Source organism: Mucilaginibacter sp. NFR10, assembly GCF_900100445.1.
GTDB lineage: Bacteria > Bacteroidota > Bacteroidia > Sphingobacteriales > Sphingobacteriaceae > Mucilaginibacter > Mucilaginibacter rubeus.
The window spans coordinates 591595-606669 of the sequence record NZ_FMTV01000001.1 but is presented as its reverse complement, the minus strand read 5'-3'; the positions used below and the strand labels follow the sequence as shown (position 1 = coordinate 606669).

At 44.7% G+C, this 15075-nt stretch carries 13 protein-coding genes; all 13 read right to left on the bottom strand.

What is annotated here, in order from left to right; genetic code table 11:
* Nucleotides 1-35: 35 nt before the first annotated feature.
* A complete protein-coding gene (locus BLP33_RS02660) occupies nt 36-806 on the bottom strand; it encodes a 3-keto-disaccharide hydrolase (RefSeq protein ID WP_090524609.1) in 771 nt (256 codons plus the stop codon).
* Between the two features lie 18 nt (nt 807-824).
* Nucleotides 825-1700, bottom strand: a complete 876-nt coding sequence (locus BLP33_RS02655) for a sugar phosphate isomerase/epimerase family protein (RefSeq protein WP_090524607.1) — start codon at nt 1698-1700, stop codon at nt 825-827.
* 50 nt (nt 1701-1750) lie between these two features.
* Entirely contained in the window at nt 1751-2644 is an 894-nt protein-coding gene (locus BLP33_RS02650; protein WP_090524605.1) for a hydroxypyruvate isomerase family protein, read from the bottom strand.
* A gap of 2 nt (nt 2645-2646) precedes the next feature.
* Nucleotides 2647-3897 (bottom strand): nucleoside permease, encoded by a 1251-nt coding sequence (locus BLP33_RS02645; protein ID WP_090524604.1) that lies wholly within the window; start codon nt 3895-3897, stop codon nt 2647-2649.
* A 34-nt stretch (nt 3898-3931) separates the two neighbouring features.
* Nucleotides 3932-4375: a c-type cytochrome gene (locus tag BLP33_RS02640; RefSeq protein ID WP_090524602.1), complete on the bottom strand. Its 444-nt coding sequence runs from the start codon at nt 4373-4375 to the stop codon at nt 3932-3934.
* A 142-nt stretch (nt 4376-4517) separates the two neighbouring features.
* Complete coding sequence (locus BLP33_RS02635) at nt 4518-5825, bottom strand: MFS transporter (RefSeq protein ID WP_090524599.1); 1308 nt, start codon at nt 5823-5825, stop codon at nt 4518-4520.
* 460 nt (nt 5826-6285) lie between these two features.
* Nucleotides 6286-7338: a sugar phosphate isomerase/epimerase family protein gene (locus BLP33_RS02630; protein WP_090524597.1), complete on the bottom strand. Its 1053-nt coding sequence runs from the start codon at nt 7336-7338 to the stop codon at nt 6286-6288.
* A 26-nt stretch (nt 7339-7364) separates the two neighbouring features.
* Nucleotides 7365-8516 (bottom strand): Gfo/Idh/MocA family protein, encoded by a 1152-nt coding sequence (locus tag BLP33_RS02625; protein WP_254780046.1) that lies wholly within the window; start codon nt 8514-8516, stop codon nt 7365-7367.
* Nucleotides 8517-8666: 150 nt separating this feature from the next.
* Nucleotides 8667-9233, bottom strand: coding sequence for a gluconate 2-dehydrogenase subunit 3 family protein (locus BLP33_RS02620; RefSeq protein WP_090524595.1), 567 nt, complete (start codon nt 9231-9233; stop codon nt 8667-8669).
* A gap of 126 nt (nt 9234-9359) precedes the next feature.
* Entirely contained in the window at nt 9360-10787 is a 1428-nt protein-coding gene (locus BLP33_RS02615; protein WP_090524593.1) for a Gfo/Idh/MocA family protein, read from the bottom strand.
* Between the two features lie 36 nt (nt 10788-10823).
* Nucleotides 10824-12503 carry a GMC oxidoreductase gene (locus tag BLP33_RS02610; protein WP_090524591.1) on the bottom strand — a complete coding sequence of 560 codons (1680 nt, stop codon included), beginning with the start codon at nt 12501-12503 and terminating at the stop codon, nt 10824-10826.
* A gap of 184 nt (nt 12504-12687) precedes the next feature.
* Nucleotides 12688-14406, bottom strand: a complete 1719-nt coding sequence (locus tag BLP33_RS02605; RefSeq protein WP_090524589.1) for a GMC oxidoreductase — start codon at nt 14404-14406, stop codon at nt 12688-12690.
* 3 nt (nt 14407-14409) lie between these two features.
* Nucleotides 14410-15021, bottom strand: coding sequence for a gluconate 2-dehydrogenase subunit 3 family protein (locus BLP33_RS02600; protein ID WP_090524586.1), 612 nt, complete (start codon nt 15019-15021; stop codon nt 14410-14412).
* Between the last annotated feature and the right edge of the window lie 54 nt (nt 15022-15075).

Genomic DNA, 15075 nt, shown 5'->3' with positions numbered 1-15075 from the left:
AGGCTTATCATATGTTCAAAAATTAGTAGCGTTGCTTACAGCTCTCTTACCCAAATATTGCGGAAGCTAAGCGGCTCGCTCTTATCGCCATGGGCCTGTAACTTAATTGGCGACGGGCCATGTTTTTTACCTTCATAAGATGGTTTGCCGATGTATTGAGTAGGACCAAGCAGCTCAAAGTTGTTTTCAACCAACACGCCATTGAAAAATACGGTAGCCCTTGCTGCCGATTTCAATGAACCGTCTTCGTTAAATACAGGAGCGGTCCAAATTACATCATAAACATTCCACTCGCCGGGTTTGCGACCAGGGTTTGCCAGTGGGATCACTTGCTTATACAAGCTGCCTGCCATGCCGTTAACATAAGTTTTGTTTTCGTACGAATCTAAAACCTGTAGCTCATAACCTGCATCACCTTTACCTATCGAAGCTAAGAACACGCCGCTGTTGCCGCGGGCCTGCCCGCTGCCTGTAATGTTAGCAGGCACTTTCCACTCAATATGCAATTGGTAATTGCTGAAAGTTCTTTTGGTTTCAATATTACCGGTAGCTTTATTTACGGTAAGTACATCACCTTTAACCAGCCATTTAGCCGGGGTTTTATCTTCAACAGAAACCCACTCGTCAAGGCCTTTACCGTTAAACAAAATAATTGCGTCTGAAGGGGCATCGCCTAAATTTTTGCCCGGCGTAACTACTTTAGGTACCGGTTCCCAAATCTCGGTGTCTTCAGGTTTGGCATTTTGCGCGTTTGCCATGAAGCAGCTTCCTGCTAAAAGGGCGGTTAGTATTAATGGATATTTCATCTCTCTAAAATAATTGGTTTAAACGTGAAGCGTATTTTTAAGATATGAAGCGCTTTTTGCAATGCTCACATACGGATCAATATTGGTATAGTTTTCCTGCTCAACAATAAAGTGCTTAATGCCCGCAAGTTTAGCTTTACCCAATATGGTTTTGAAGTCGATATCACCGTTACCTATTTCTGTATTTAGTTCGGCATTGGTTTTATCCCTGTCTTTAACATGCACAAAAGCGAAACGGCCGGGGTGTTTTTCAAAAATCTCAACCGGGTTTTTACCGGCGCGTACTACCCAGTAAAGATCCATTTCCATGGCCACCAGTTTAGGGTCGGTGTTGTTAAGTACTACATCGTAAAAAGTAGTATCACCGACAGGCGCCCACTCAAAGTTGTGGTTATGGTAACCTAATTTTAAGCCCGATGCTTTCAGTATCTCGGCAATCTTATTCATTTTCTCGGCAACGCCTTTGCAGTCGTCAACCGTTTTAATAAAGTTGTGGTTTAAAGAAGGGATAATAATGTGCGACTGGCCAATGGTATTGGCAACCTCAATGTATGCGTTCAGGTCGTCAGTTTTACCAGAGCCAAAGTATTCGTCCAGTCCGTAATGACCGCTTGGAGTTGTTAAGCCATTATCTTTTAATAGCTGACTAAATTCTTTACCTTTTAATCCCCAATATCCTGTTTCTTTGTTAAAGCCAAAGGTTTCAACCTCATTATAACCGGCTTTTGCCACTTGTGCAATAACACCTTTTACATCTTTGGGTAATTGATCGCGCAGGCTATACAATTGCAGGCCCACTTTATTTGAAGCTTTCGCCGATACCAATTTCGGTGCAAGCATTGCGCCTGCTGCCATTAATCCGGCTTGTGCTAAAAATGTTCTTCTGGTTGTCATGTATTTGTTTTATTAGTTTAGCTTTTTAGAGTGATAAGGTGATGTAAGGTTTAAACATCACAAATATGCACCGCCTTTTTAAGCGAAGCTATTTTATCTTTCTGTTTCGGGATGAACTCCTGCGCTACAAAACCCTTATGCCCTACCTCAACAATGGCACGCATAATGGCCGGATAGTAAAGTTCCTGTGTTTCATCAATTTCGTTACGGCCGGGAACACCGCCGGTATGGTAATGAGCGATATACTGATGATTAGCGCGGATATTGCGGATCACATCGCCTTCATCAATTTGCATGTGATAAATATCATACAGCAATTTAAAGTTTTCCGAACCGAGCCTGCGGCAAAGTTCCGCGCCCCACTCTACCCTGTCGCACTGGTAATCTTTATGGTCAATTTTGCTGTTCAGCAGTTCCATTACCAATATTACGTTGTGTTTTTCGGCAAGGGCTACCATAGGTTTAAGGCCTTCAACGCAGTTATTCCAGCCTTCCTCGTCGGTTTTACCGCGACGGCTGCCGCTAAAGCAGATCAGGTTTTTATAACCGGCTTCTGCCACCAGCGGGATCATTTTGGTATAGTTTTCATGCAGCTTGGCATGAAACTGTTTATCGCCAAAACCATCGGTAAGGTTGATCTCGGCACCGTTGCACATTGAGGAGAACAAGCCATATTTTTTTAGTGTAGGCCAGTCTGAAGGGCCAACCAGGTCGATCCCTTTTATGCCGATATCCTTAGCGGCGGCACAAAGCTGATCTACCGTAAAATCGCCGTAACACCAGCGACATACAGCATGGTTAATATTGCCTTTGAGCTTATCATCAGCCTGCATATGTTTTTCAGTTTCGGTGGTAAATGAAGATAATACACCCGACGCGCCAATTGCGGCCGTGCCCGCGATCATGCTTTTAATAGCCGACCGCCTGTTTTGATTTGATGCCATAATTATATTTCGGTTTGTGCTGATGGTTCCTGAATATCCAAACCTGGTTTTGTGGCCATGCTTGTTTTATCTTTAAATAAAGCGAGGAATAATATCAATACCACAGCGGCAATACCTGCCGGTATAAGCCAAATGGTTTGCCAGTTATGTGATGTATCTGATACTTTCCAATGATCAACAATAGGGCCTGAAATGTACGAACCTATAAGCATTCCTACGCCATAAGTTGCTAAGGTAATAAAGCCCTGGGCCGCGCTTTTAAAACGCTCGCCCGCTAAATTATCGGTATAGATCTGCCCGGTTACAAAGAAGAAATCGTAACAGATACCATGCATTACTATACCCGCAATAAGCATCCAGTAGCTTGAACCTGCGTCGCCGTAGGCAAAGAATATATACCGCAGTACCCAGGCCAGCATACCGATAGCCAGCATTTTTTTTACACCGAACCGCACAAAAAACAAAGGCATCGCTGCCATGAACGCCAGCTCGGATACCTGCCCCATGGCCTGTACACCGGCAGCGGCTTTAACGCCCACTTCATTTAAAAAAGGGTTGGTAAAGTTGTAGTAAAACGCCAATGGTACACATATAGCTACCGACGCCAAAAAGAAAATTAAATACGACCTGTTTTTTAACAAGCCGATTGAATCTAAGCCAATGATATCGCCAAATGTGGTCTTCTGCCCTCTTTTTACCGGAGGGGTATCAGGCAATGTAAAGCTCAATAAACCCAATATGAGAGATGCTATTGATGCCATTTTGAAGGTGAGCACAAGCGTTCCGCTTTTCTCCCATCCTAATAAGCCGATAACTATCCCTGCAACGATCCACCCGGCTGTGCCGAACACCCTGATTAAAGGGAACTCCTTACTGGGGTTTTGCATCTGCTTAAATGAAACCGAATTTACCAGTGCCAGTGTTGGCATGTAAATGATCATGTAAAACAGGATATTAGGGTAAAACTTATCAAAATCAGCTATGGTAGTTGCATAATAAAGTGAGGCAGCGCCCAACAGGTGCAGTACACCCAGGATCCTTTGTGCCGAAAAGTATTTATCAGCAATAAGTCCGATCACAAAAGGAGCGATAATGGCACCTAATGATTGCGTTGCGTAAGCACCAGCATTTTGCGTTCCGGTAGCTTTTAACGTAACCGTTAAATAAGTGCCCATTGTTACAAACCACGCGCCCCAGATAAAGAACTCCAGGAACATCATTGTTGAAAGTTTTACCCTAATTCCGATAGTCATAATTATACTTTAAGGTCGGATTTAATTACCCTTATTATTTTTTTAATGATAAAATGTACTGTACAATTTCTTTGGCATCACTTTCAGGTAATGAAGGGTGCGGGGTCATGGCTATGTTGCCCCAGTTACCGCTGCCGCCACTGATGATTTTTTTGGCAAGCATATCGATATTAGCCTGTGAAGCATCATATTTTTTAGCGATATCCTGGAATGCAGGGCCGATAACTTTGGTATCAACTTTATGACAGGTGCTGCAATCTAACGTTGCTATTAATTTTTCGCCGGTTGCTGAACCTGCAGAACCGCCTGTTGATTCGGTACCGGTTTTAGCTACAACTGTATCTGCATCAGAATTTGCCGCTTTAGCAGATTGATTTGCACCCTGGGTACTGTCGCTGCCACCGGTGTTTTTTGATGAATTTCCGCCACAGGCAGCAAAAGCCGCGCTGATACAAAGAATAACGAATACTTTTTTCATAAGAGTTTAATTGTTGTTTTCGATGATAACCTAACAGAAAATCTGTTCCTTAACAAAGCTCCTGGTATTTTTCATCATGTAATTTTAATTGGGTTGGTTAATGAGGCGAAAATTACAATTTTTTATCATAATTAAAACCCTATTAAACCGATATAGCGCCTAATGAAGCAGTTTTTTTACGTGAGCGCATGTAAATTACCAATCCTATAAATGCCACGATTAATACAACCGGTATAATCAGGGTTGTGTTTAACACTTCCGGACCGGCCGCCGACCGTGCGGCATCGAACGCCTTCGCCATTTCAGAGCCAGCCGGCGCCGAACGGTAAGCATCCAGACTGGCACCTGCCGGTAATTTCGAAGCCATTATTTTATCGTAAAAACCGCCCATAAATATCATATAAATAGACACTCCGAACATGCCCGCGCCGCCCATCAGGTTTAGGCCTACAGCACCGGTACGCGGCAGGTTTTCGGCCACAAAGCCTATCATGCAAGGCCAAAAGAACGCTACCCCTAAACCAAAAACTACTGCTGCGAAGTAAATAGCATCACCATGCAGGTGTACCATCAGATAAATGCCCAATGCCGATAATATGGCCGAGATTAGCAGCACTCCCTGAGGTGCCAAACGATGAACTATCGGGCTTGCAAATGCGCGGCCCAATACCTGTACCGAGGCAACAAAAGTTAAAATAAGGATGGCGTTGTCCGTAACTGTTTTGAATAAAACGTCAGTCCACTGGTTGGTGAATAATTCGGTAATAGCTGTTCCGAACATACAAATGATCATGAACAGGAACAAGGGGTTGATCAATGCCTTATACATATCCTCGGTACTTACACCGGCAGATACACGCTCGGTAACCGGGAAATCCAATTTCGAGAACAGGTACCCATAAGCAATGGTAGGAATCAGCATCAAAGCAATTTCAACCTGCGAGATCCAGTATGGTTTGGGCGATACGCCATGGGCCAAAGTGGTATCCAGTCCGAACACGATGAGCGTACCGATCACGATGCCCGCCGGGAACCAGAGGTGAAAGTGATTAAGCTTTGTAGTTTTATTATCTGTATATAGCGAAGCTACAAGCGGGTTACATGAAGCCTCAACCGTACCATTAGCAATACCAATCATTAAGGTAGAAAGAAACAGCGTCCAGTAGCCATTGGCAAAAATGGTAAGCAGGATCCCCACCAGGTGAAATACGAAGGCTGACACCAGCAGCTTTTTCATACCAATGATATCGACAATAAAGCCGCCTACAATGATAGCCAGCGGAAAGCCCCAGAAAGCGGTTGCTGCAATGGTACCCAGTTGCGAAGCGTTCAAATGAAATCTTACGCCCTGGTCATTCAAAATCCCGGCACGGATACCGAATGATAATGAGGTTACCAGCAACGACAGGCAGCTTGCCCTGAATAGCTGTGTACGGTTAATAGTTTGCATTTTAAATTATTTAAGGTTATTTGATAATTGGTTAATTGGCTGTATCAAAATGCTTTTTTGCCGAAATTATTTCAGCGATATATTTCCTTTTAGTAACAACCCTATACTTTACCGTTGGGGTTATTTTATCATTAAACAAAGTCATTATCGCGAGCGCAGGCCTGTTATCCTGGACCTGTCAGAGGGTCGCGCGTAAAGGCCTCCCACCATGCTTCGACAGGCTCAGCATGACACTCGTTTTAGACTGCGTAGTTATAGAATTCATACTTACGAAGTTTTAAAAACTTCGTAAGTCTTAAATCATGTCGTCATGCTGAACTTGCTTCAGCATCCCACTTGCCAGGCAGCCATACTAAGCACTCGCATACCTATCTTATGGGGTGCCGAAACAAGTTCGGCATGACGCGTTTTTTAAATTCAATAAATCCGAAATCGAAAATCCGAATTCCGAAATCGAAAATTAGATCCCTAACGTTTTCCTGTTGAAAGCATCATCAGAACCTGATGCTGCGAAATCATCAAAAGCACGTTCAGTTACACGGATAATATGATCTTTGATGAACGGAGCACCTTCCCTTGCACCATCTTCCGGATGTTTAAGCGCGCATTCCCATTCAAGCACCGCCCATCCCTTATAATCATATTGTGTTAATTTACTAAATATCGATTTAAAATCAACCTGCCCATCACCTAATGAGCGGAAACGGCCGGCGCGGTTAACCCAGCTTTGGTAGCCGCCATAAACACCTTGTCGCCCGGTTGGGTTAAACTCAGCATCTTTAACGTGGAACATTTTTATGCGCTCATGGTACAGATCGATATATTCCAGGTAATCCAGACATTGCAATACAAGGTGCGACGGATCATACAGCAAGTTAGCACGCTTGTGGCCTTTTACATGATCAAGGAACATCTCGTAAGTGATACCGTCATGCAGGTCTTCGCCCGGGTGAATTTCATAGCAAAGGTCGATGCCGTTTTCTTCGTAGACGTCTAATATTGGCGTCCAGCGTTTAGCCAGTTCACCAAAAGCAGTTTCAACAATCCCGGCAGGGCGTTGCGGCCACGGGTATACCATTGGCCAAAGCAGGGCGCCACTGAAAGTAACGGATGCATTTAAACCTAAATTTTTTGAAGCCTGCGCAGCATATTTTAACTGTTGTACAGCCCATTTCTGCCTTTCGGCAGGGTTACCGCGCAAATACTCAGGGGCAAAGCCATCAAACAAATCGTCATAAACAGGGTTCACTGCAACCAACTGGCCTTGCAGGTGGGTTGAGAGTTCGGTTATTTCCAAACCGGCAGCATTTACAATGCCTTTGATCTCATCGGCATAAGTTTTGCTTTCGGCGGCTTTTTGCAGGTCGATAAAACGGGTGTCGTTTGTTGGCAGCTGCACACCTTTGTAGCCTAAACCCGCTGCCCACTGGCAAATTGATTCAAGGCTGTTAAATGGTGCCGCGTCGCCTATAAACTGTGCTATAAATATGCCAGGTCCTTTTATAGTAGTCATGTTTTTTATTTTAAATAGATGGTGGATTAAATAGTGAAATCAGTCCATTTAACGTCCGATTTACCTGATGCTATCACATTTTCGATAAAGGCCATTCCACGAACGCCTTCTTCGATACCCGGAAAATCAAGTTCTTCGGGAGTGGCCTGCTTACCTTCTAAACCGGCTTTAACTGTCAAAGCAAAATTACGGTACAGGTTGGCGAATGCCTCCAGATAACCTTCGGGGTGACCGGCAGGCGTACGTGAGTTATGCTGCGCGAATGAGCTGGTATAACCACCACCAGTGCGCCAGGTTTCGGCAGGTTTATCAGTATACATTACTGTAAGCGAGTTAGCATCGCTCTGGTGCCATTCCAAACCGCCTTTTTCACCATAAACCCTTATCTTCACATTATTTTCTTCGCCGGCTGCTATTTGAGTTGCAGTGAGCACACCACTTGCACCGTTGTTAAATTTCAACAGGGCAGCGCCGTCATCATCAAGTTTACGGCCTTCAACCACGATGTTGATATCGGCACAAATTTTAGTAACCTGTAAGCCGGTGACATACTCGGCCAGGTTAAAGGCGTGTGTACCGATATCGCCCATGGCACCTGCAATCCCGCTTTTACCCGGATCGGTACGCCATGAGGCTTGCTTGTTATCTTCTCCTTCTAAAAAGCTGCTCAACCATCCCTGCGGATATTCAACATAAACTTTTCTAACGGTTCCTATCTTACCTGCTTTGATCAGTTGCTTGGCTTCTTTAACCATTGGATAGCCGGTGTAAGTATGCGTAAGGCAAAAAAGTTTACCCGATGCACTTACTACTTTCTCCAGTTCCTTAGCTTCTTCAAGTGAAAAGGTCATCGGTTTATCAAGCACCACATGAAAACCATTTTCGAGTGCCATTTTGGTTGGGGCAAAATGCACATGATTGGGCGTTACAATGCTGATCACCTGCACACGTTCATCCTCGGGCAGTTGCTTTTCTTTTTCAATAAGTTCCTGGTATGAGCTATATGAGCGGCTTGCCGGTAAACCAAGCAAAAGACCGCTGGCCTGCGATTTTTCGGCATTACTGCTAAAAGCACCGCAAACCAGTTCATATTCGCCATCAATACGGGCAGCTATGCGGTGTACGGCACCAATAAAGGCACCTTGTCCGCCGCCTATCATTCCTAATCTTAATTTCATTTGTTTTTGTTGGGGTTGATGTTTTTTGATGATTAAACGCTTCTCAATCGATTGTATACATCAAAAACAGCATTATTACATAATGCTGTTTTTGATAGCAATTCAAATTTTATAAAAATCAAAGGTATAATCAATTGATATTGCAATTTTTTAGGTTGCCCAGGCTTTATCACCTTTTTTGTATGGCAGGTTACCGTCATATTTACCAGGAACGGCTATATAACGTAAGGCCTGTGTGGCACCCGGTTTTGAAGTGAAGAAACCCAGCAGGGTTAATTCCTTCAGCATCCTGAAGTAATGGTTAGGATCTTCCGGTTTTTTTGTTTTGGTATAGGCTTTTTGCTCTTTGTCAAGCTCGGTTAACAGTTCTGTACGTTGCTCAGGTGTAGCCTCTAAAAACTTTTTGCCAAATTTTTTGTCGCTCGCATCATTCAGGTCTTTAAGGCCTTTAGTGAAAATTTTCTGATCATCGGCAGTATAGCAATCCTGTACCATTACGGTCATAAATTTGCCAATTTCGGCAGCTTTAGCACCCGGGGTTGAAGTTGCAGGTAAAATGGTTTCACCGATTTCATCCATCAGGGCCACATCATCCTGTGTAAAAAGGTCGTTTACTTTCGGCGAAGATGGTTTACATCCGGAGATGAAGAACTCGGCGCCGATGATGGTACCGCCAAGGATCAAACCTACCCTGCCTATCGCTTCTCTTCTATTCATGTTTAATTATTGATTTAATGAATTAGTGAATTAGTGAATTAGTTGGGTTAGTGAATTAGTGTTTACCGGAGTTACGAAGTTTTAAAGCTTCGTAACTCTTTTCCCAGCTAATCACGTATTCCTAAATTACGCTTTTAACACGAAACCTTCGCGGTAATCGCGTTTAATATATTGATTAACAGCATCAAAGTTGGTAACTTTCATAGCCTGGTTATCCCAAACTAATTTTACCCTGCCGCCATTTAGCTCATGACCGCGAACCGCAAGGTTAGCCATCAATAAAGCCTCAGTAAGCGGACCAGCCTTATCAAACGATGAGCTTAGCTCGGTTTTACCATAACCGGCAATACAGCCTTCAACCCACTGTGCATAGTGGCCGTTAGCACCGCCCGGTACACGTGCCCATTTCTGCGGAGCTTTAGCGCTTTTGGTAAGCGATTTCGGCAATAATGTCGCTGCATCAGAATAGGTGCTCGCATACATTTTACCTTTTGTACCGATAAACAATGTACCGTTACCTTCTTCACCGCCAAAATCTTCGCTCGCTAATAATTCAGCAGGCCTTTCCGGTTGGATACCACCGTCCATCCAGTGCAGTGTAACATCACCTTTGGTTTTATCGGTTTTAGGGAATGTTAACGTGATGTGGCTTGATGGAGGGCAGCTTTCGGGGAAGTGGCCTTCTTTAAACTCATCTACATAAACACTGCCAACACTGGCCTGTACATCCTTAGCATACTGAATACCCAACACGCGGAAAGGAGCTTCAACCAGGTGACAGCCCATATCGCCAAGGGCGCCGGTACCGTAATCCCACCAGCCGCGCCAGTTAAACGGAACCAGTTTATCAACGTAATCTTTTTTAGGCGCAGTACCCAGCCACAGGTCCCAATCCAGTTCTTTAGGAATATTTGGTTGTGGCGGTGGCCATGCAATACCTTGCGGCCAAACGGGGCGGTTTGTCCAGCAGTAAACGGTGTGCACATCACCAATCAGGTCGGCATCATACCATTCTGACAGTAAGCGTGTACCATCATTTGATGAACCCTGGTTACCCATTTGTGTAACCACTTTATATTTTTTGGCAGCCTCTGTTAATAAACGGGCCTCCCAAATATCATGCGTCAGCGGTTTCTGAACATAAACGTGTTTGTTCAGCTGCATAGCATTATAGGTAATAATGGCATGGTTATGATCGGGCGTTGAAACCGATACCGCGTCAAAATGCTTGTGTTCTTTGTCAAACATTTCGCGCCAGTCTTTATAATACTTTGCCTTAGGAAAATCGCTGCGTGATCTTGCCGCTCTGCGGTCGTCAACATCGCACAGGAAGGCGATCTCGGCTTTGCCGCTTTTGTAAAAATTAGCAATATCGCTTTGCCCTTTACCACCGGCACCTACGCCGGCAATCAATAACTTGTCGCTTGGAGCTATAAAACCTTTACCGCCCAAAACATGGCGCGGAACTATCATAAAACCAGCGGCTGCGATAGCGCTGCTTTTAATAAATTGCCGTCTCGACGGGTTTGGGGTTTTGTCCTTTTCTTCAGTCATAGGTGTTTTTATTAGGTTGTTTTTATGTGATGTTGGTTAAATTTCACCTTTTTTAAGGATCTCAACAGCATGGTTGGCTGCACGTGCGGTTAATGCCATATACGTGAGCGACGGGTTTTGGCATGCAGCCGAAGTCATACATGAGCCATCGGTAACAAATACGTTCTTAGCATCCCAAACCTGGTTCCACTCGTTCAATACTGAAGTTTTTGGATCACGGCCCATACGTGCGGTACCCATTTCGTGAATACCACGGCCAAGGAACGGATTAGTGCTTGAAGTTTGTACATCTTTAGCGCCAATGGCTTCCAGCATTTCTTTGCCGTCTTTTTCCATATCGATACGCATTTTCAGCTCATTCGCTTTCAATTCGGCATCAATGGCAACAACAGGCAAGCCCCATTTATCTTTTTTGGTTTTGTCGATGGTAACCTTGTTTTCATGATAAGGCAATGTTTCGCCAAAAGCGCCCATACCTATATGCCATGAACCTGGCTCGGTCAATGCATCCTTAAACGCACCGCCAATGTTCAGTTCGGCAATGTCACGGCTCCAGCCTTCGCGGCTTGCCGAACCCTGGTAACCGAAACCACGGATGTAATCACGCTTTTCGCCGTTAAGGTTACGATAACGCGGGATATAGAAGCCATTTGCACGGCGACCGAAATAATATTTATCCTCATAACCTTCAATCCGGCCATAAGCGCTAACATTAAGGTGGTGGTCCATCAGGTTATGGCCAAGCTCACCGCTGCTACTGCCCAAGCCGCCTTCCCAAACGTCGGTAGCTGAATTCATCAGGATCCAGGCCGAGTTAATGGTTGATGCGTTTACGAATACGATCTTAGCGAAGTATTCATAAGTTTTATTGGTTTCAGCATCCAATACCTCAACGCCTTTGGCTTTTTTGGTATCCTTATCGTACAATATTTTGGTAACGATAGACCATGGGCGAACGGTTAAATTACCGGTAGCCATAGCCGCAGGCAATGTAGCCGATTGTGTGCTGAAATAAGCACCGAACGGACAGCCCAACCAGCATTTGTTACGGTACTGGCAGTTGGTACGGTTGTTATGCGGTACAGTGATATTAGCCGTACGACCAATGATCATGTGACGCGCTTCTTTATAGAATTCTTTCAAGCGTTTTGAAACGTCTTTTTCAACCACGTTCATTTCCATAGGCGGCATAAAATCGCCATCAGGAAGGATAGGTAAACCATCTTTATTACCGGAGATCCCGGCAAATTGCTCGGCGTAGCTATACCACGGAGCGATGTCTTTGTAGCGGATAGGCCAGTCAACAGCGATGCCATCCTTTAAGTTGGCTTCAAAATCAACATCAGCCCAGCGGTACGATTGGCGTCCCCACATCAGCGAGCGGCCGCCTACGTGGTAACCACGGAACCAGTCAAAACGTTTAATTTCTGTATAAGGACTATCTTTATCACTTGCCCAATAGTCAAGGTTGGTTTCATTTAACGGATAGTCGCGTTTAAGAACCGGGTAATCATCAATCATTTTCTGGGTACGGCCGCCTCTGTGCGGAAATTCCCATGGATCTTTGGTTGCGTTTACGTAATCTTTAATGTGCTCAATATTACGGCCACGCTCAAGCATGATGGTTTTCAAACCCTTTTGTGTTAGTTCCTTGGCAGCCCACCCGCCTGAAATTCCTGAGCCAATGACTATTGCGTCATAAGTGTTTGCAGACATACGAATAATATGATTAGTTAAATTTGTTTAGTACTTGGTTGTGTCGTTAAATGTATGAATAAAATTCATTTTCCAAATATTACATTGTGTTTTTTTTACACGAAGGACCTCACCCCGGCCCTCTCCAAAGGAGAGGGAGCCCCCCTTACGCCGCCCTTTTTAAGTCCTCTCCTTTGGAGAGGATTTAGGAGAGGTTCCCCTTCTTCATCTCGCTCATGGCATAATCGGCGGCCCTTGCCGTAAAGGCCATATAAGTTAGCGACGGATTTTGGCACGAGGTTGACGTCATGCTGGCGCCGTCGGTAACAAATACGTTTTTAACGCTATGCACCTGGTTCCATTTGTTTAATATCGATGTTTTAGGATCATTCCCCATGCGGGCACCGCCCATTTCATGAATATCAAGCCCCGGTGCTCGTTTATCGGTACTTGCTTTAATGTTAGTAAAGCCCGCGCTGGTGAACATCTCAGTTAACTGCTCCACATAATCCTTCTTCATCTTCTCATCGTTATCGTCGTAATCAATGTTCATCTTTAATAATGGTACGCCCCAGGCATCTTTTTGCTTGTCATCAAGACTTACAAAATTGCTTTCCTTCGGGATGGTTTCGCCCATCATGTGCGAGCCTACACGCCACGGGCCAAGCTCTTTGTTAGCCAGGTTATCTTTCAGACTGCTACCTACGCCGTCCCAACTACGCTGCGGGGATCTGTAAGCGCCAAAGCCTGAAGCATAACCGCGTAAAAAGTCGGTTTCTTGTTTGTACACATTCCTGAACCTTGGGATATACCCCCCGCCGGCAGGATTACGCCCATCAGTTGTCCATTCTTTAGCGCCATCATACTCGGCTCCAATATGGGCCGAATAATTATGGAAAGCTACATATTTACCCAGCACACCGCTGTCATTGCCCAAACCATTAGGGAAGCGGTGTGATTTAGAATTAAGCAATATCAGGTTGGTATTTAACGCCGCTGCATTGACAAATATTACTTTGGCGTAGTAGTCGATAGCTTCTTTGGTATTGGTATCAATAACCCGCACACCGGTAGCTTTACCCAGCTTATCATCATATATAATAGATTCCACTACCGAAAATGGCCTTAATGTGGCGTGACCAGATTTTAAAGCCCAGGGGATAGTGGTAGCGTTAGCGCTGAAATAGCCACCAAAGGGGCAGCCACGCTCACAGATCGTTCTCCTTTGGCATTGTACCCTGCCCTGATCAAGGTGGATTTGATTAGGGGTTGACAGGTGGGCGCAACGTGCGCTGATCACGTGGCGGTTTTTATATTTGCTTTTTACGTGATCTCTAAAATATTCTTCAACAGTATTTAATGGGAATGCGGGTAGGAACTCACCATCCGGCAATTCGGCAATGCCATCACGGTTACCCGAAATGCCGGCGAATTTCTCTACATAACTATACCATGGTGCGATATCTTTGTAACGGATAGGCCAGTCTACCGCGAAACCATCGCGGGCGGGGCCTTCAAAATCAAAATCGCTCCAACGCTGGGTTTGACGTGCCCAAAGCAGGGATTTACCGCCAACCTGGTATCCGCGGATCCAGTCGAAGGGTTTATCCTGTATGTAAGGGTGCTCTGCATCTTTAACAAAAAAATGCGCGGCGCTTTCTCCAAAGGCATAACAGCGGTTTACAATAGGATTGGCTTCCTGTACCGCCATCGGCAATTCGCCCCGGTGTTCAAACTCCCAGGGGTACATATTGGTAGTCGGGTAATCCTTAATGTGCTTCACATCGCGGCCACGCTCCAGTATCAATGTTTTTAACCCTTTATCTGCAAACTCTTTAGCAGCCCATCCCCCGCTCATGCCCGAACCAATTACTATCGCGTCGAAAGTGCGTTCTTTAACGCTGTCGATATTTAAATTAGCCATTACTTATACTGCTTGCTTTTGTTTGTAAGGGAAATGCGCATTGTACCTGCCCGGCACAAGCTCATATACCACCTCTTTAGTCATAAAATATTTTGAATTGGTATAACCGTTTATGGTTTGCCTTTTTACTATGCTGTAAAACTTCTTAAGCTCGGGCGAATACTTGCCTGCAGGAGGAGTGGCAGGTGCAGCATCTTTTTTATCACTGTTTTTCCTGGCCGCCTCTTCTTCCGCTTTACCTTCTTTTTCTATATCCAGCAAAAATTCTTCGCGCGTTTTAGTATCCAGTTGGTCAAACGTTTTACTATATAATTTTTGAGATTGATCTGCGAAATGGCCCATGCCAGTTACAAATGCCTGCTGATCTTCCTTTTTATAGCAGTCATCCACCATTTTCAACACAAATAAATGCAGCTGCAGGTCTTTGGCACCCGGCGTTGTTGTTTTAGGAATAAAAGTTTCCGAAACATCACCTATCAACTGTTCCTGATCGGCAGTGATATCGATATTTTTGAGTGCAACCTTCGACTTTGCTTTATCCTGCGAACAGGCCGGGAGCAATGCAGCCCCTCCTATTATTAAAGCCAGGTTTTTAATGACGGTACGCCGGTCCATTGTTTAAACTAAATTGTTTTAGCTAAGCCCATTTATCTGCCACAAAACTTTCAA

Bases quoted from the DNA above. Each gene is read 5' to 3' on its own strand.
- BLP33_RS02650 (WP_090524605.1), bottom strand. From the start codon at position 2,644: ATGGCATCAAATCAAAACAGGCGGTCGGCTATTAAAAGCATGATCGCG.
- BLP33_RS02605 (WP_090524589.1), bottom strand. From the start codon at position 14,406: ATGGCTAATTTAAATATCGACAGCGTTAAAGAACGCACTTTCGACGCG.
- BLP33_RS02610 (WP_090524591.1), bottom strand. From the start codon at position 12,503: ATGTCTGCAAACACTTATGACGCAATAGTCATTGGCTCAGGAATTTCA.
- BLP33_RS02630 (WP_090524597.1), bottom strand. From the start codon at position 7,338: ATGACTACTATAAAAGGACCTGGCATATTTATAGCACAGTTTATAGGC.
- BLP33_RS02660 (WP_090524609.1), bottom strand. From the start codon at position 806: ATGAAATATCCATTAATACTAACCGCCCTTTTAGCAGGAAGCTGCTTC.
- BLP33_RS02620 (WP_090524595.1), bottom strand. From the start codon at position 9,233: ATGAATAGAAGAGAAGCGATAGGCAGGGTAGGTTTGATCCTTGGCGGT.
- BLP33_RS02635 (WP_090524599.1), bottom strand. From the start codon at position 5,825: ATGCAAACTATTAACCGTACACAGCTATTCAGGGCAAGCTGCCTGTCG.
- BLP33_RS02625 (WP_254780046.1), bottom strand. From the start codon at position 8,516: ATGAAATTAAGATTAGGAATGATAGGCGGCGGACAAGGTGCCTTTATT.
- BLP33_RS02640 (WP_090524602.1), bottom strand. From the start codon at position 4,375: ATGAAAAAAGTATTCGTTATTCTTTGTATCAGCGCGGCTTTTGCTGCC.
- BLP33_RS02615 (WP_090524593.1), bottom strand. From the start codon at position 10,787: ATGACTGAAGAAAAGGACAAAACCCCAAACCCGTCGAGACGGCAATTT.
- BLP33_RS02645 (WP_090524604.1), bottom strand. From the start codon at position 3,897: ATGACTATCGGAATTAGGGTAAAACTTTCAACAATGATGTTCCTGGAG.
- BLP33_RS02600 (WP_090524586.1), bottom strand. From the start codon at position 15,021: ATGGACCGGCGTACCGTCATTAAAAACCTGGCTTTAATAATAGGAGGG.
- BLP33_RS02655 (WP_090524607.1), bottom strand. From the start codon at position 1,700: ATGACAACCAGAAGAACATTTTTAGCACAAGCCGGATTAATGGCAGCA.